Genomic DNA, 16342 nt, shown 5'->3' with positions numbered 1-16342 from the left:
GTTGCAGCGCAGTCACCTTAAACTGCTTTTGCTTTATCCTCTTCAGTTTTATTTAAATATTCATCTTCACCTATGATCCCGGCTGCACGATCCTTCTTTTCCAGTTCCAGCGCTTTCGGTACAGAGAGCCAATAAGCCAGGCCGATTCCGATCACCCCCGCGGAAATCTTCCCTGCAATTATCGGAAGAATCAATGTGGGCTGGAAGTTGGCCGTAAAGGACAAGTGATCTCCAAGTAAGAATGCCGCACAAACGGCAAATGAGATATTGATGACCTTATCCTTAGGAGGCATCGTCCTAACCAGCTTGAACATAGCCAAAATATTAGCGATCGTAGCAACGATACCTGCACTTCCTTCTTTAGTGAGTCCTACTTTTCTTCCCATTGCTTCAAGCGGGCCGCCGGCATATTTCTGAAGTAAATAAACCATTGGAAAAGCCCCGGCCAGCATGATCCCGATATATCCGGCAGTCTCAAGGGCACGGAATTGATCCGCTTCATCCGCCATGATCGGATGGAATCCCCACCCTCCGAATACCGTTGAAAAGAGACCGGTGAAAATTTCAACGATTGAAAATACGAGAACCAGCTTAATCGCAGCATCAAGTATCCGCCCAAACCACATGAATCCATTTATCATCAGGTCTGGAAGGAAATACAGCCCTACTGCGATGAGCACAACGAAAATCAATAGCGGGCTCAAGTTCAAAAGGACTTGCCCATATCCTAAAGCAAATTGAAACTTCGCTTCTCCTGAAGTTGAAATGAAATCACGTACATTTGAATTCGAGAAGGTAATGATCGTACTTGATATAAGCGCACCAATCGGAATCGTCAATACCCCTGACATCACGCCTAGCGCCATATATTTATGGTCGCGCTTATCAAGCATCGCAAGACCCATTGGAATGGAGAATACGATGGTCGCCCCGGCCATAAACCCGACGATCATCGCCATGATCCATCCTTCCTGTGTTTCCTTTAATACTTCGGCTAGTTGATAGCCTCCCATATCCGTCGCTAAAATGGATGTCGCTGCGATTGCTGGATCTGCCCCAATCGCTGCGAAAAATGGACCGCAGACCTTGTCAATGAACCATGACAGGTAAGGAATCGAAGCCATGATCCCCGCCGCAGGCACGAAAATGTGACCAACAGCATGCAGACCTTCCATAAACTGTTTCCCAAGCCCGTCATCACTATTGCGGATGGCGGCAAACGCCCCCAGTACAGCACACGCCATGATGATGTAAATCACAACATTCCCTATCATTTCCATAACATTTCCCCCTTGTTTAATAGAAATTTATGAATACCCCTTGGTGATGTTTGCATGAATATATCTAAAAAAAGCAAAAGGGTGCCTTACGGTTTCATGGACCAAAAACCGCATAAGCACCATCGCTTTTTTATTCACTTGTAATGCTTAACTTTTATACTTATGAAGAACTTTTTTTGCCACGATTTCCATAGAAACCTGCTTATCCATGCTGATTTTGCGCATTTTTTTGTATGCAGTGTTTTCAGGCACGTGAAATTTCTCCATAATCAGTCCTTTTGCCTGTTCAATCATTTTCCTGCTCGACAGCTCTCCTTTCATGTCTTCAACCTTTTGTCTGAAGGCATTTGCATTTTCCGCTTGCTGAAGAGCAATTTCCATGGCTGGGATCAAACTTGATTCTTTTACCGGCTTTACAAGATACCCCATGATATTTGCCTGCTTCGCTTTATCGATGTATTCCCGTTGACTGTATGCCGTCAAGAGGAGAATAGGGATCGTTGTCCGCTTAGAGATGATTTCGCTTGCTTTCAATCCATTTAATTTCGGCATCTTGATATCCATGATGATCAAGTCAGGATGTAATGAAAGAGCGTGTTCAATGGCGCTTTCCCCGTCCCCCACCTGTGCAATGACTTCATAGCCGGCATCTTCGAGCATCATGGAGAGATCCAGGCGGACGATCGATTCATCTTCAACGATCATGATTCGTTTACTCATACGAGTGCCACCTCCCTTTCCATAGGAAATGTGACAACGGCCTCTGTTCCGGAAGGCTGGGCTCGTTCGATCTGGAATTGGCCTGACAAGTCATGTTCAATCATCATTTGTACGATATCCAAGCCCAGCGAAGATTTAAAGCCAGGTGAAAGACCTTCACCATTATCAAGGACCCGAACCTCAAGATTCTCTTCTCGACGCTCGAATACTACATTGATCTCGCCTTCAAACATTTGTTTAAAGGCATGCTTCATGCAATTTTGTATTAATTCATTAAGTACCAGGGCAACGGATACAGCCTTACTCGATTTAATCAATAACTGCGGACCTGAGTACGTAATGGAAATCCTCTTATGATCCTCGGTCTCGGACACGAGCATATTGCCGATTTTTTCTATCAAACGATAGAGATCCACATCATCCACACTGGAATTTGAGAGGATGATTTCATACACCGAGGCAATGCTTGAGATACGATTCAGGCTTTCAACAAAGTGAACCTTGCTTTCTTCAGGAAGCCCTCTCCGCATTTGCAGGCGCAGCAGGCTTGCGACTGTTTGAAGATTATTCTTCACGCGGTGGTGGATTTCCCGAATTGCCACAGATTTAACAATCAATTCCCTTTCCTTTTCCCGAAGTTCCGTGATGTTCTTAAAGATGATGAAGGTGCCGCTGGCTTTATCCGGCTGGCCGAGATGAATTTTCTTCACCTTGAAGACTTTATTGTAAAATGTAATTTCCCTGACCAGTAATTCTTCAGGAGAATGAAGTATATCTTTTATCTCTGGAAAAAAGTGAAACAGGAAATCTCCTGCATGACATTCTCCCATTCCCAGTTCATGAAGCATATTGGCTGCTGCTGAGTTGCAGAACAGGATTCTGCTGGTATTCTCTATAAAGAATAAAGACTCCTCAATCACCTCGGGAAGGATCGGATGACTTTCCCCTGCACCGATGAGAATTTCACTCAACGCTTCAGTCGCTTCTGACAGCGCTTCCAATTTCTGCTGACGTTTCAGCTGTTCGCTTATATCCTTTTCCATGATAAGCGTCCCGATAACGCTTTCATTTACTCCGTTAATCGGCACTACGCTTTGCTCCACGGTTTTACCTTCCTGGGTAATCGCCCGGTTATGAAACATGGGCTGCCCCGTTTTTAAGGTATAGATGACGGAGGGTTCAAATGATTCATAAACGAATTTTCCTGCCACGGAATTTTTATAAATAGGTCTGGATGTTGCAGGTGCAGCCTCTGCCACCACAATGGCTTGACTGCCTTCACGTGTAAGGCAGTCCACAAAGACATGAGCTTTGTTCAAATCCGCCATCAATTGAAGGGTTGCTGCAATTTCCCTGAGCTTGTCTATATCTTCTTTAGAAAGATCAGTATGCATACTGCACAAATAACTTACTGAGTTGTTGTCCATTATAAAACCCCTGTTCCATACAGAAAATTCTGAATATAGAACATTATATTTCTCTTGTTTCAGGGTTGTCAATGGAAAGAACTAAGATAAAAGGAACCCCGTTTCCAGATTAGTCATTTTTTCTTATTGTCTAATGTTATTTCAGCTTTGCATACTTCACTCCGCTGGCTTTATTCTTTAATACATCTTCCAGTAAATCGGCAAGGTATGCACCTGCTTCAACAGGAGGGATTCCACCGTCATGAATGTTTGAGATAACTGTACGATCCGCTTCGACCGTCTCTTCTCCAGGACGGTAAATGAGGTATGCACTAAGGCTTTTAGATGTTGCAAGTCCCGGTCTTTCCCCGATCAATGAGATCACCACATCGCAATTGGTTATCGCGGCGATTTCATCCTGTATCCACACCCTGCTTCTTTTTATAAAAATGGTTTCTCCAAGGGAAATATTTTTACCCTTCAACCCCTGGATCAGTGCAGGCAGTAAATCCGGAATATTTTCTTCAATCCCCGTCGAACTCAGTCCATCGGACACGATGATTTGAACCTGCTGATTGACGGAAAGGTTCTCTTGTGCCCATTTCCTTGATTCTTCATTCAGCTGACGTCCGCTGTTCAGGTTCATTAAGTATTCATCCATCGAATCAGATTTGGACTGAAGAACTGGCAGCTTCATTTTCTCCAGGAATTCGTCCGAAACCCCTTTGAATACTGCATCCTGTGCAGCGGCATGATCGATTCGGAAATCAAGATATTCCTTTGTTTTCATCCTCGTTCCGGTCCTGCCGATACCGATTCTCGCCGGTGTGATCGACCGGGCCTTCTCGATCACTTCCCGATCTTCGGCGTTGTCCACCCTGACAACCTTCTTTTTTTCATATGTGTAGCTTTTATCGGTTTGTTTATCACCAATTGGGGCGGACAGCTGTTTCTTTTCCTCAACTTTCTCCAGTTCCTCAAGTACCTGCTTTACAATCGTTTGGATATTCATGTCGGTTCTCCTCCTTTCTTATTTGAAAATGGATAGGTCTCCTGCCCGGTCAGTCAATCTGCCATTGTCCATAATACCCATTTTTTCAAGCCAGCCTTCGAATTCAGCAAGAGGACGAAGTCCCAGCATCTCTCGTAAACTTGCATCGTCGTGGTAGCTTGTGTCCTGATAGCTGAGCATGACGTCATCCCCGCCAGGCACACCCATGTAGAAGTTGGCTCCTGCAAGGGCGGTCAGCATACCGCCGATTTCCTGATCATTTTGATCCATCTGCATATGATTCGTATACGTTGGCGCAATTCCCATCGGTAGTCCATGCAGTTTTCCCATAAACAGATCTTCAAGATCTGCCCGAATGACCTGCCTTCCATCATAAAGTGTTTCAGGGCCAATAAATCCTGATACGTTATTCACCATGAAAGGCTTCCAGTGACGGGCATACCCGTATGTCCTTGCCTCCAATGTCTGCATGTCGACGTCCGAATGAGCATCTAAAGATACTTCTGAACCTTGTCCGGTTTCAAAATAAAGCTGATTCGGCCCAGTAGAAGTACCGTGCTTCGCCATCATATCAAAGGCCTCATCCAATATTTCTTTAGAGACACCGAAATCGTCATTCGCTTCCTGCGTGCCGGCAAGGCTTTGAAACATCAGTGCGATGGGAGCTCCCCTTTCCAACGCCTTCATTTGTGTTGTAATATGTGCCAGCACACAATTTTGAGTAGGCACCTCCCAATTCTGTATAAAATCATGGGTCATGTGCAAAATTTTTGATACGGATTCCACTGAATCATTATTAGGATTCACACCAATTACCGCATCTCCAGACCCATAAGAAAGCCCTTCTTTCATGGATGCCAGGATCCCTTCAGGATTATCGGTTGGGTGGTTCGGCTGACAACGGAACGCCAGTCGACCAGCTTCACCGATTGTTGTATTGCAGTGAGCCGTCGGCCTGATTTTCTGTGAGGCCATCACCAAATCGATGCTTGACATCAGCTTCGCCACTCCTGCAATCATCTCGCTCGTCAACCCTTTACTCAGCCGGAATAAATCCGAGGTATTCGTTTTATGAGCCAAAATATAATCTCTCAGCTCACCAACGCTCCAACCTGAAACTTCTTTGTAAATGAACTGATTCAAATCATCATAAATGATTCTCGTAATTTCATCTTTTTCATATGGAATCACTGGATTTTCATAGATGTCTTTCAGGGTCATCTGACTTAAGACAATCTTTGCCGCCATTCTCTCCAAATAGGACTCTGCCGCAATCTTGGCCATAATGTCACCTGACTTCTCCTCGCTCGCTTTGGCCAGCACTTCGCTGACAGAACGAAACCGAAATTGGACATTCTTGACTGTACATGAAAACATAGATGTTCCTCCCACCTTTCGTTAGTAAGGACCTTCTTTTTAACAACAAATTAAGTAAGCGTTTACAGTCATGAGATCCAAAAAGGCGCCATAATAGATCAACCAATTCTGGTTCATCTATTATGGCGCCTTCACCACTCATTTTTCACTTGTATCAACATTATAGCAATTAAATTTCAGAAAAAAAAGATATTTTCGCAAAAGAAATATTTTCATAAATGAGCTGGCTGGTTAGTGAACAAGTCTACAGTTCATTTCTACTCTTTATCTAAAATGAAATTCACGCAGAGCAACCTTCTATCCATTAATATTTGGATACGGGGCATTGTTATGCCCCGTGTGACCTGATGATTTAATCTAAGCCGGCAATCCTCATCCAATCTTCCATGACAGAATCCAATTCCTGATCTAGCTCATCCTTCCTCACATAAAGGTGAAGAAGCTCCTCATGCTCCATTTTTTCAGTTGTCATTGCTTTATCTAACTTATCAAGTTCACGCTCAAGTTCTTCAATCTTCGAAAGCACCTCGTCCTCATCCTGTGCCACTTCCACAGCCTGTTTCTTCTGCTTCTTCACAATTCCCTCTAACTCCTTCTCTTCAACCTTCGTCTTCTCTATTTCACTTCGGTAATGATCGTAATTACCGTCATAACTTTTAAACCCGCAGTCCTCGACAGAAATCAGTCTCTGGCTCATTTTATTGATGAAATAACGGTCATGGGAGATGAAGAAGACGGTTCCTTTGAAATCATCCAGAGCTTCCTCAAGAGTTTCAATCGAGTCGATATCAAGGTGGTTGGTCGGCTCATCAAGAATCAGTAAATTGATATCCTGGAATAACAGCATGGCGAGCTTCAGCCTGATCCGTTCGCCACCTGACAGATGTTTCACTTTCTTAAAGACACTGCCCCTATAAAACATGAATTTCGAGAGGTATTCTCGTGCATTCCCCTCTGAAATCGAGATGTCTTCCCTGAAAGTTTCCAAGACCGTCAACTCTTCATTTTCAAAAATAATCTTTTGCGGCAGATAAGCCGGCGCCACATTCGCCCCTAACTCCACTTCTCCCTGGTCCGCCTGCTCTTCTCCAAGGAGCATTTTCATGAATGTCGTCTTTCCGGATCCATTGGATCCGATCATCCCGACTCTTTCACCGAAATGAATCATTAAATCTGCATCCTCGAAAATCACTTTTTCATGATAACTTTTCGACAAACCGACAGCTTTGATCGTTTCATTTCCGGACCGAACGGCATCCTTAAAAGTAAGTCTCATATTCTTTTTCTCAAATACCGGCTTGTTGATTCGATCCAGTTTTTCAATCTTCTTCTGGATGCTGGCGGCCCTTCTGAAAAACTTATTATTGTCGGCTCGGAGCGCCCAGTCCCTCAGATTGGTGACTTGCTTTTCCATACTGCCGATCTTTTTTTGCTGCTCCCGGAAATGCTCGTATTGAATCCGCATATTTTCTTCTTTCTGCCTGACAAAGGAAGAATAGTTCCCTTTGTAGGTCTTGGATTCCATGTCCTCGATTTCCACGATTTTTGAGACTACATGATCGAGAAAATAGCGGTCATGGGAGACGATGAGAACGATTCCCTTATAGCTTTTCAAGTAGGCTTCGAGCCATTCGATCGACTCCATATCGAGGTGGTTGGTCGGCTCATCCAACAGCAGGATATCAGGAGCATGAATCAGGAGCTTCCCAAGCATGACCGTGGTTTTTTCACCGCCGCTCAATTGATCGAAGTCCCTGTTTAAAAATCCTTCATCAAGCTTCAGCCCGGTACAGACCCTGCCTATTTTCTCCTGGGTTTCATATCCACCCTTTACTTCATATAGCTGAACGAGATCGCTGTATTTCTTAAGGGCTTTATCCAGAGCATCCCCTTCGAGCGTCTTCATCGCTTCTTCTATTTCACGCATTTTTTTCTCTATGAGCTGAATTTCTTCGAAAGCCAGATTCAAAACATCGATGACCTTCAATCCTTGCGGCAGCTCCGGCATCTGTTCAAGATACGCAACTTCAGCATCTTTTGGCACATTCACAAATCCTTCATCATATCCGTAACTGGAAGTTTGCGGGTAGCCTGGATAGTAATGCATATGCTCAATCCCCGCAATCAATTTCAGGATGGTACTTTTCCCGCTTCCATTGACACCAACAACCCCTACCTTCTCTCCAGTGAAAACCTCAAACGTGATATTCCGCAGAACAAGGGTGGCCTCCATATATTTTTTTACGCCATTCAATGATAATTCCAGCATACTATTTCCTTCTTTCATCCATATTTTGCGTTAAACTCTTATGGACGGCATCAAGAAGAACTTTCATACTTATTTAATTAACTAAAAAAGACCGTAAGAAGATTGCACTTCTTACAGTCTTATATACTCGATTTTGCGACCATTGAATAGTTGTTTAAACGAAGACTGCGAATGGAAAACACAGAGTCCGCCTGTATGCAGAGCCCCGATATCAAACCGGCCCCTCACATCCAATTCGTGATCATCCCGAGCAAAAGTAAGCAAGTACCTTCAAATTGCCTGATTCCATTAAGAACATAACAAATAAACCTATCTTGACTAGGTATTGCGGTTCTGAATAAAATCACTATTAATTTTAAATAAAATTAATGTTTAGCAATTTGTTGGTTCCATAAACTTACTTTCCCCCTTGCGTATTTTCATTATTATCTCATTTTTTCTTATATTTGTAAATTAATTATTTCCGAGAGGCATGATCTCTTCTCAAATTCATCCCCAAAATTCTCCAAAGTACTTCCTGCCATGTTCAGCTGCCTCTGCCGCCATTGCATCTGCCTTAGTCTTGTGGACAGTGCCTTTTGGGTGCTGTGGAGGTGCATAGATTGAATAAAGCTTTAGCGGCTCATTCCCTGTATTGGTAAGGTTATGCCATTTACCTGCTGGAATCACAATTGCAAAGTCTTCTTCCACATTCCTCTGGAAATTCAGGTTATTCGGATCATCCCCCATCTGTACAACCCCCCGCCCCTGTTCAATTCGGAGGAACTGATCGAGATTTGGGTGGTTTTCAAGTCCTATATCCTCCCCCACACCAATGCTCATCAATGTCACTTGAAGATGTTCCCCGGTCCATAAGGCTGTTCTGAAATTATTATTCTGCTCCGTTGCATCATCAATATCGACAGCGAACGGTTCAGGTCCGTAATCCATCCTGTTGTTTTCATTTGAGGCTTTCAAATAGTTCAAACGGTCTGCATGCTCCCAATCGCCCATGCATGCATTCAATAATGTTTCATAAATCGCGGGATTATTAATAAGCAAGGTGCCCAATCTGTATTGTTCATAGCTTTCAAGTTCCGACTCATATCCTCTTTGAAGACCTTCATGGTAGCTGTGAAAGGGAACTTGTTGTATGGTGTATACCGGCTCTGCTCCAGTCATTGAAGTATACAGACCTGTTAACTGCTGCCACTGCTCCCTTTCATCTTCAGCAATCCGAACCAGGTGGCTTCTATGTTCTTCATTTGGTGCAAAACCTGCCATCCGGCCGTAAAAATCCACCGCAGCTGCTTTCCTCTGTATTCCAGAAAAAAGAAGGTTCAGGATTTGATCTTCTCCCCCCCTCGACAAGTGATCGGCATAAGTATGATATGAATAATACATTTACACTCATTCCCTTCTGTTTTTCACCACGATATGATATGCAGGGAAGCACGGAAATGTGTGTTTGCCCAAAGAAAGCCAGTTCCTCTATGCCTTGATCGCAAAGAAGGACTGGCGATTTCTTACATAACCTTTGTCTCTTTTCCATAATCTCTGTAGGAAATCGGAAAGGACAGGGTGATGGATGTACCCTTTTTCTTCTTACTCACTACCCTTACGGTCCCGTTCATGCCATCCACCAATTGAAAGACGGTCATCATTCCAAGACCCGTTCCGTTCTTCCCTTTCAATGAATAATAAGGTTCGCCAAGTCGTGTTATTTGTTCTTTTGTCATTCCGATTCCATTGTCTTTAATGATGATGTTGAGCAAGCCTTCTTCTTCATAGCTGCAAATTTCCAGTGCTCCTCCTGACTCCATTGCTTCGATTCCGTTTTTCATCACATTGATCAAAACCTGTTGCAGCTTATTGGGGTCACCTTTAATCGAATGTTGATGTAAGAGCTCAGCTGCAACAGATATTCCTTTGTTAACGGCTAAAGGCTTGATGATTTCCTGTGTATGACGGATTTCCATGGTCACGTCAACGTCAACTTCCCTGTCAGGATGCGGTTTTGCAAAATTCAAGTATTGATTGATCACATCCGTCGCCCTGTCTATTTCACTGACCGCTATCTTGGATAGCTCTGTATTCGCAGGTGCATCCGCAGGGTTTTCATTGATCAATTGCAGGAAGCCTTTAACCGTAGTAAGAGGATTTCTCACCTCATGACTCATACTCGCAGCAAGCTGACTGACCACTTGCATTTTCTCGTATTTAATGGCTTCAAGCTGAAGAATATAAATTGTACGGATCATTTCACATAAATAAAAGACAAAAAATGTCGAACCCGTCAATGTCGCAGAATAAATCAAAAATGCCGAGTAATCATTAAAACCGAAAAATATGGAAGGCAGTAAAAGACCGAGAACAGAATATCCGAATGAATAGAACGTAAACCAATAGACTCGCTTTACCCATGCCTTGCCTGATAGCTTTGGAGTTAAATAGTAAATGGCAATCGTGGAAATAATGGTGATGACGACGGTAATAATGAAGCCGTGTCCCATAAATGGTAAGCGGACAGCTATCATCGTAATTGCCAGTAAGGGAAGCATCTTTCTCCCTCCATAAATGCCGCCGAGGAGAAAAGGGATGAAGCGCAGATCATAAAAGAATCCTTCTTCAACCTTCACCGACACGAGCAGGCTTAGAAAAATCAAGAATGTACTGATTAAGTAAACAGGCAGAAAATTTATTTGAACTTTATATACTCGCTGCCGTGACAAATGGTAAAAGCTCGTCAATAAGATCATAATCAGAATGACCAGGAGATTAATGAGTAAACCGTTAAATAAACCAGAATGGTCCATCGGCAATGCCTCCGCTATGTATAATTTCAAAACCGACTGAATAATAAGAAAAAACAAAAATCAATTACTATTATACTGGAGTTTTAACAGATTGATAGAGAAACTTACTTCAATCTGAGGCAGCTCTGTTCCTGCGATAGTCTGCGAGGTAAATTTAATGGAAGAATTGATGGGGGATTTTACAAGTAGGTTTTCAGTACATGCAAAACCAATGAAAAACTCCCAATCAAAACGGATTGGGAGTTTTGGAGGGAGCAAAGCTGCGTGCCAGGGGGACTGGGACCTAGGCTCATTTTAAGGTAGAGGCTTTGCTTTTATTAGCTGGTGTTTGCCCGGTGGAAAATGGCGCGGCAAGGCAAAGTAATTTCGACAAGTGCACGATTAGCAGTTGAAGTGGCGCAATTATTTTGAAAGTGGCACAATTATCCTGTAACCGGCACAATTAATTGGATTTCGGCACAATAAATATTCGTATATTAATATTCTTGTTTATAGAGTCTGTTCGCTGCCGGATGAACAGGAATATTTTTATAGAAGCCGGCCGGGTTGATTAAAATAATGAGAAAATTCGCTTCTTCAGTGAAATAAACTTGGAACATTGGACATATTACTACCGTTACCTATACGACTTTGTTACCTCCATTGCCACATACAACCCTTTTCTCTTTTTCACGTATTAAACAATTCCCCATTCACCGCTTTAATATAACGTTCCGCCGAACGCTGAACTGCATGATGGGCATTCTCTTTTACTACTTTATGAAAAGCATTGTATAACCTGTTAAATGACAACGGCTGTACTTTCAGCGCCATCTTTTCCACTTTACTTGCCGGCAGCGGAATCAAGTTGGGATAGCTGTACATAAAACTGACCCAACGCGTATCCGCAACTACCTGGATGATATCTCCGGAAAGAAGCACGCCTTTCCCGTCTCCCCCATTCCTCCAGTGCAGCACTGCACCGCCTTTAAAATGCCCGCCAAGACGGTGCAGGTTCAAACCATTACCCAACGATTTCTCCTCACCCTCCCATGGCTGGATGTATTCACTTGGTTCCATGATCCATTCGCTGTCATCGCGATGGATGTAGATTGGCGCATCGAACACTTCTGACCAGTCTGCCTGGCGTGAGTAGTAGTGAGGGTGAGAAAGGGCAATGGCATCGATCCCGCCCAAAGAACGGATGAATGCAATGGTTTCGTCGTCAAGGAAGGTGATGCAGTCCCACAGAATATTGAAACCGTCACCTGCGACCAGATAGGCTGTCTGCCCGATCCCTATTTTCGGGGTTGTCGTAATGCTGTACAGACCTTCTTCCTCTTTTGTAATGATATTTTTATAGTTTCCACTCTCCACTAATTCTTCGTGGGTAGTCCAGGACTGACCCCCGGGGTTGACATACTGCCTTTCTTCTTCACAAATCGGGCAACGCTCAGGTTCACAGGCACTTTCAGTATATTGGACTCCGCAAGTCGTACAGATATATTTTTTCATCATTCATTCCTCCAAAGATTTTATGTATCTTTAGATTACAGAATATTCTGGGCAGGGTCTTCCATCATTTTGATGACGGAGATTACGACTTTAGTCGTAAAGGTAATTACTCGGACAAGCTTCAGGAGAAGTGAAGGCAGGTATAAATACCAGGTATCCAGGCTGCATAACACTTTCTTATCTTTTTCTCCCCGAACGATTCTAAAGCCACCTTGTTCTTCAGGCAAAATTCCTTTACTTCACTTGAACCTGGTAAAGCATCAGTTCATGCTGAACGATAAATCCTGCAGATATATATAAATTTACTGCCATTTTGTTTTCTTTTTTCACACAGAGTGCAATTTCATTTATAGGGGAATGGTCGAACAGTTTAGTCAGAGCCGATTTGACAAGCATTGCCCCGACTCCTTTTTTTCGGTGTTTGGGGGAGACGGCAATGTATTCGATCCTCCCTTCACCATGCCGGGGTGAGGCTTCGATATATACATAGCCGGTCAGCCCGCCACTTTCGCTTTTGGCAGTCAGCAACTGATTTTCATTATTCAATTTATTCAGTATGTGCTCCCCGGTGTAATATGTATCGGGGAATGATCGACGGTGTAAACTTAAGAAATCTGCTTTTAACTCCTGGTTGATTGGCGATACTTCTTGAAATGCACCGCAAGATTGTTCAGCTCCTCTGGAAGCCTTTAAGATTAAATGGTTTCCTTTGCTGACTCCCTTCAATAATGATACAAATTGTATGGCATTCGCATTCAAATGGTTCAAGAAAAAAGAGACGATTCGAATATCATTGCTTTTTAATAAAACAGAGGCATGCTGCCATAATGAAACAGCAAGGCCTTGCCAATCCTCTCCATCTTCTATAAAAGGTCCCCAAACCTCTGCAGTTTTCTCATCAAGGTCAATATCAACTCCAACGGCTCCGGCAATCTGGTCCTCCCTGTAGGCAACAATGAATGAATCCTCGAGTTTCATGTCAGAAAAATCGTTCTGGAGAGTGTCTAGGATTTCCTTTTTCTTTTCTCCGCAATAGCCTACATGGCTTGATTGTTTGGTATTGATTTTTTCGATGAAGCCTGCAAGCTGTTCTGAATTTACAGGTTGCTGTATTAAGATGTCCATCTAAATCCCCCTATACTTCCTTTCCTCGTGAAAAACTGTGGGTAACATTTCAACAGCAAAGGTGAAAACTCACCTTCCAAAAAATGAAGGCAGCGGTACACCTATATCGAACAAAACACTCATAATCAGTAAGAAGAACATGATCAGAACACCTGCTCCAACCGCCAGTGTCCAGGTTCTGCTTACATCACCCTTCGACCGGTATCTTATTTTCTTCTTCCTGTATGATGCTTGGACCTTACGGAGTTTTTCGTTTTGTTTCGGATCCATCACCTAGACCTCCTGTTCAATCGAAAGTTAATATTTGACCAATACTTTCAAAGGATTTACACGACCTTCTCCCAAATCTTCAAAACATCGGATCAATTCTTCCTTCCCGATCGTCAGTTCAAACAACTGATTCAGCACCGACCTTCTGCGTTTTATATTTTCAAAATACCACTGGGAGTGTTTCTGATAATCCCAGCCGTCACTCGAGCCCACGATTCTTAATTCTTTCTCATAAAATTCAGGCTGCAGTTCAAAGACGTCCTTGTTTCCGTCCGACAGGATGCAGAGTCCGGCATCGGGCAAAAGGGAAGTTTGCAGGCAATGAAATGCCGCATTGATCCCTGAGCACTCCAGTCCATAATCATAAAAATCCTTTGGACAATCAGAGATGTCATTAAGTAGATTATTTGATCCTAATTGCTTTGCCATGAATCTTCTTGAAGCGTTAGGTTCTAGCACATCAATGTGGCGGACATCCATATACTCCCTTAAAAAATACACAGTCAGAAGCCCCATCGTCCCCATGCCGGTCACCAATACTTTGTCTTCCTTGCCTGGATTCAATTTCAAGACGCCTTTTGCCGCGTCGCAGGACAATATGGTAAGCAGTGCATCGGCGTAATGAATATCTCTTGGCACTGGTATGGATTTATACTCCGGTATGATCCCATAATCTTTATGCCCGAAGGAAGCAACGACTCTGTCTCCTTTTTTGAGCATGGCAACCCCTTTGCCGACCTCGATGATTTCACCATAGTTTTCATACCCGGTTTCTTTAGGATAGGCCGGCTGCCTCTCGGTGATGTCTGTTTCTAGATACTGCGGCATTTCCGCTCCAATGCTGATCGCCCCTGCTATCGTTTTCACCAGGACTTCATCGTTTGCGAGCGGCGGGAGTTCATTTTGTATCCATTTCAATTCTTTTTTACCAAGCAGCATAAGTGAGTTTTGTTTCATTTTAATCATTCCTATTCGGTTAGCTTGACCCAAATGACTGCACCCATCGGATGCTTATAAGGAACGGGCTCTACATAAATCTGCGGCTTTTCGAGCACCCAGGCGTATGTCTTTTTGTATGGGAGCACTGAAGCAGCTTCACTTTTTACCCCGTGGAATCTTCTGCTTTCCCGGTATTGTGGTACGCTCAACTCTTTGCTATGTACGAGGTCTATCTCGCCGTAAAGCAAACCTTTATTAAAAACCTGCCCGCTTCACCGTTCTTATTCAGATAATCCTCCTGCAGAATCCCATAAACTGCACAATCCTTATACTGCCTCTTCGAATTGCGGATCATATCCCGGATTGTCCCTTCCTGCACCATCCCGGCTTTGCTCATGATCCGGCCGGATGCCGGGTTATCGGTGTTATGTGCCGCAGAAATCTTATGCAGGTTCATATGCCTGAAACCGAATTCCACAACTGCTTTCAATGCTTCCGTTCCATATCCTTTGTTCCACCACCTGTATCCCAACGAATAGCTGACCTCGCAATTTCCTGTTGCTTCTTCAATGTCATATATATCAATCTCGCCTATCAGTTCTCCGCTTTCCTTGAGCTTTATTGCCCAATAGCAGAACTCTTCACTTTCATAGTCTGAAAGAATCCGATTCATCCGCTCTCTGGTTTCTGAAACGGATTGATGTGCGGCACTCACCCGGTTGTCTGATACTCGATCGTCTGAGAGCCAGTGGTCAAATGCGGCCTGGGTATCAGTAAGCGTGAACTTTCCGAGCAGTAATCGCTCTGTTTCTATTGCAGGGGTTCCATAATAAATAATCATTCAGCACCTCAAAATAAACTTTTAATTGCTTCAACTACTACCGCGGGCTCGTCATACTGAATATAATGGGCACTATTTTCAGCGAGGATATACCGGTTGTTTGTGGATATGGTAAGCAGCTCCTTCTGCATATTGTTCCAGAGCTGTTGTGAGGAGGCAGAATAATGAGCTTTCTTCCCTGCTGCAATGACGACCAAAGGTATATCAAGCTGCTTCCTTGATTTCTTAACCAATTTTAAACTCTCCATAAATTCATGATAATTGCCTTCATAAACGAACTGATCCTTATATGCTTTTTGAAACTCAGCCGGCATAGTAGGAAGGAATACTTCTCTGTAATCCTCCGGTGTGGAGTCGACCAAAATCAACCCGCTGACTTCTTCAGGGTACTCGGTTGCAAACAATCTCATATTCACCCCGCCAAATGAATGGCCGACGAGTAAATATGGCGGATGCATGTTCAATTCCGCGAGCATTTCTTTTAACTCATCAACCATATGGTCACTCGTTCTTGGGGCTGGACTCTTTTCACTTTTGCCGAGACCTGCGCGGTCATACAGTACAACATCTGATTGTTCAGCGATTACAGGAGCAATGTCTTTCCACGCTTTAGAATGGTCTCCGTATCCTGCGTCCATTACGACCGTTAGTTTCGTTTTCTGCTCTCCGAATACTTTCGCATAAAGCTTAAAGTCTTTTACTTTCACATACTTTTCTTCAATTTGAATTTGGCAGTCTGTCATTTTCATAGTATTCCTTCCTTCAACCTGTCCATGACCAGTTCTCTTTGTAAAGGCCTGAACGTTAGGTAAGT

Annotated in this window: 15 protein-coding genes; all 15 read right to left on the bottom strand. The window is 43.5% G+C overall.

The features are described from left to right. Positions 1-17: 17 nt before the first annotated feature. The 15 genes from eutH to BHE18_RS04565 all read right to left on the bottom strand — a co-directional run bounded on the left by eutH (position 18) and on the right by BHE18_RS04565 (position 16277). Positions 18-1280, bottom strand: coding sequence for an ethanolamine utilization protein EutH (eutH, locus tag BHE18_RS04635; protein ID WP_071617459.1), 1263 nt, complete (start codon positions 1278-1280; stop codon positions 18-20). A 147-nt stretch (positions 1281-1427) separates the two neighbouring features. Then, positions 1428-2000 (bottom strand): ANTAR domain-containing response regulator, encoded by a 573-nt coding sequence (locus BHE18_RS04630; protein ID WP_071617458.1) that lies wholly within the window; start codon positions 1998-2000, stop codon positions 1428-1430. Further along, entirely contained in the window at positions 1997-3427 is a 1431-nt protein-coding gene (locus tag BHE18_RS04625; RefSeq protein WP_071617457.1) for a sensor histidine kinase, read from the bottom strand. Before BHE18_RS04625 ends, BHE18_RS04630 begins: the two co-directional genes overlap by 4 nt. Before the next feature lie 136 nt (positions 3428-3563). Beyond that, entirely contained in the window at positions 3564-4418 is an 855-nt protein-coding gene (gene eutC / locus BHE18_RS04620; RefSeq protein ID WP_071617456.1) for an ethanolamine ammonia-lyase subunit EutC, read from the bottom strand. A gap of 18 nt (positions 4419-4436) precedes the next feature. Next, a complete protein-coding gene (locus BHE18_RS04615) occupies positions 4437-5795 on the bottom strand; it encodes an ethanolamine ammonia-lyase subunit EutB (protein ID WP_071617455.1) in 1359 nt (452 codons plus the stop codon). A 352-nt stretch (positions 5796-6147) separates the two neighbouring features. After that, a complete protein-coding gene (gene abc-f, locus BHE18_RS04610) occupies positions 6148-8064 on the bottom strand; it encodes a ribosomal protection-like ABC-F family protein (protein WP_071617454.1) in 1917 nt (638 codons plus the stop codon). Between the two features lie 489 nt (positions 8065-8553). Then, a complete protein-coding gene (locus tag BHE18_RS04605; RefSeq protein WP_083573617.1) occupies positions 8554-9447 on the bottom strand; it encodes a cupin domain-containing protein in 894 nt (297 codons plus the stop codon). A gap of 122 nt (positions 9448-9569) precedes the next feature. Continuing rightward, the gene (locus BHE18_RS04600) at positions 9570-10859 is read right to left on the bottom strand and encodes a sensor histidine kinase (protein ID WP_071617453.1); all 1290 of its coding nucleotides are present in this window, start codon (positions 10857-10859) and stop codon (positions 9570-9572) included. Positions 10860-11528: 669 nt separating this feature from the next. Then, positions 11529-12356, bottom strand: a complete 828-nt coding sequence (locus tag BHE18_RS04595; RefSeq protein ID WP_071617452.1) for an MBL fold metallo-hydrolase — start codon at positions 12354-12356, stop codon at positions 11529-11531. Positions 12357-12388: 32 nt separating this feature from the next. Further along, positions 12389-12580: a hypothetical protein gene (locus tag BHE18_RS04590; RefSeq protein WP_071617451.1), complete on the bottom strand. Its 192-nt coding sequence runs from the start codon at positions 12578-12580 to the stop codon at positions 12389-12391. Positions 12581-12587: 7 nt separating this feature from the next. Next, positions 12588-13478 carry a GNAT family N-acetyltransferase gene (locus tag BHE18_RS04585; protein WP_071617450.1) on the bottom strand — a complete coding sequence of 297 codons (891 nt, stop codon included), beginning with the start codon at positions 13476-13478 and terminating at the stop codon, positions 12588-12590. A 69-nt stretch (positions 13479-13547) separates the two neighbouring features. Then, positions 13548-13748: a hypothetical protein gene (locus tag BHE18_RS04580; protein ID WP_071617449.1), complete on the bottom strand. Its 201-nt coding sequence runs from the start codon at positions 13746-13748 to the stop codon at positions 13548-13550. A 27-nt stretch (positions 13749-13775) separates the two neighbouring features. Next, positions 13776-14705, bottom strand: a complete 930-nt coding sequence (locus BHE18_RS04575; RefSeq protein WP_071617448.1) for a zinc-dependent alcohol dehydrogenase — start codon at positions 14703-14705, stop codon at positions 13776-13778. Positions 14706-14916: 211 nt separating this feature from the next. Then, positions 14917-15528, bottom strand: a complete 612-nt coding sequence (locus BHE18_RS04570; RefSeq protein WP_071617447.1) for a GNAT family N-acetyltransferase — start codon at positions 15526-15528, stop codon at positions 14917-14919. Positions 15529-15536: 8 nt separating this feature from the next. Beyond that, positions 15537-16277 carry an alpha/beta fold hydrolase gene (locus BHE18_RS04565; RefSeq protein ID WP_071617446.1) on the bottom strand — a complete coding sequence of 247 codons (741 nt, stop codon included), beginning with the start codon at positions 16275-16277 and terminating at the stop codon, positions 15537-15539. Positions 16278-16342: the final 65 nt, after the last annotated feature.

The sequence above is a fragment of the Rossellomorea aquimaris genome, from assembly GCF_001877785.1.
Lineage (GTDB): Bacteria > Bacillota > Bacilli > Bacillales > Bacillaceae_B > Rossellomorea > Rossellomorea aquimaris_A.
Note: the sequence above shows the minus strand (reverse complement) of the source record. Positions and strands in the feature narration are given on the sequence as shown.

What these genes read in the sequence shown, in the direction of transcription:
- eutH (WP_071617459.1), bottom strand. Translation starts at nt 1,280, where the DNA reads ATGGAAATGATAGGGAATGTTGTGATTTACATCATCATGGCGTGTGCT.
- BHE18_RS04630 (WP_071617458.1), bottom strand. Translation starts at nt 2,000, where the DNA reads ATGAGTAAACGAATCATGATCGTTGAAGATGAATCGATCGTCCGCCTG.
- BHE18_RS04625 (WP_071617457.1), bottom strand. Translation starts at nt 3,427, where the DNA reads ATGGACAACAACTCAGTAAGTTATTTGTGCAGTATGCATACTGATCTT.
- eutC (WP_071617456.1), bottom strand. Translation starts at nt 4,418, where the DNA reads ATGAATATCCAAACGATTGTAAAGCAGGTACTTGAGGAACTGGAGAAA.
- BHE18_RS04615 (WP_071617455.1), bottom strand. Translation starts at nt 5,795, where the DNA reads ATGTTTTCATGTACAGTCAAGAATGTCCAATTTCGGTTTCGTTCTGTC.
- abc-f (WP_071617454.1), bottom strand. Translation starts at nt 8,064, where the DNA reads ATGCTGGAATTATCATTGAATGGCGTAAAAAAATATATGGAGGCCACC.
- BHE18_RS04605 (WP_083573617.1), bottom strand. Translation starts at nt 9,447, where the DNA reads ATGTATTATTCATATCATACTTATGCCGATCACTTGTCGAGGGGGGGA.
- BHE18_RS04600 (WP_071617453.1), bottom strand. Translation starts at nt 10,859, where the DNA reads ATGGACCATTCTGGTTTATTTAACGGTTTACTCATTAATCTCCTGGTC.
- BHE18_RS04595 (WP_071617452.1), bottom strand. Translation starts at nt 12,356, where the DNA reads ATGATGAAAAAATATATCTGTACGACTTGCGGAGTCCAATATACTGAA.
- BHE18_RS04585 (WP_071617450.1), bottom strand. Translation starts at nt 13,478, where the DNA reads ATGGACATCTTAATACAGCAACCTGTAAATTCAGAACAGCTTGCAGGC.
- BHE18_RS04580 (WP_071617449.1), bottom strand. Translation starts at nt 13,748, where the DNA reads ATGGATCCGAAACAAAACGAAAAACTCCGTAAGGTCCAAGCATCATAC.
- BHE18_RS04575 (WP_071617448.1), bottom strand. Translation starts at nt 14,705, where the DNA reads ATGAAACAAAACTCACTTATGCTGCTTGGTAAAAAAGAATTGAAATGG.
- BHE18_RS04570 (WP_071617447.1), bottom strand. Translation starts at nt 15,528, where the DNA reads ATGATTATTTATTATGGAACCCCTGCAATAGAAACAGAGCGATTACTG.
- BHE18_RS04565 (WP_071617446.1), bottom strand. Translation starts at nt 16,277, where the DNA reads ATGAAAATGACAGACTGCCAAATTCAAATTGAAGAAAAGTATGTGAAA.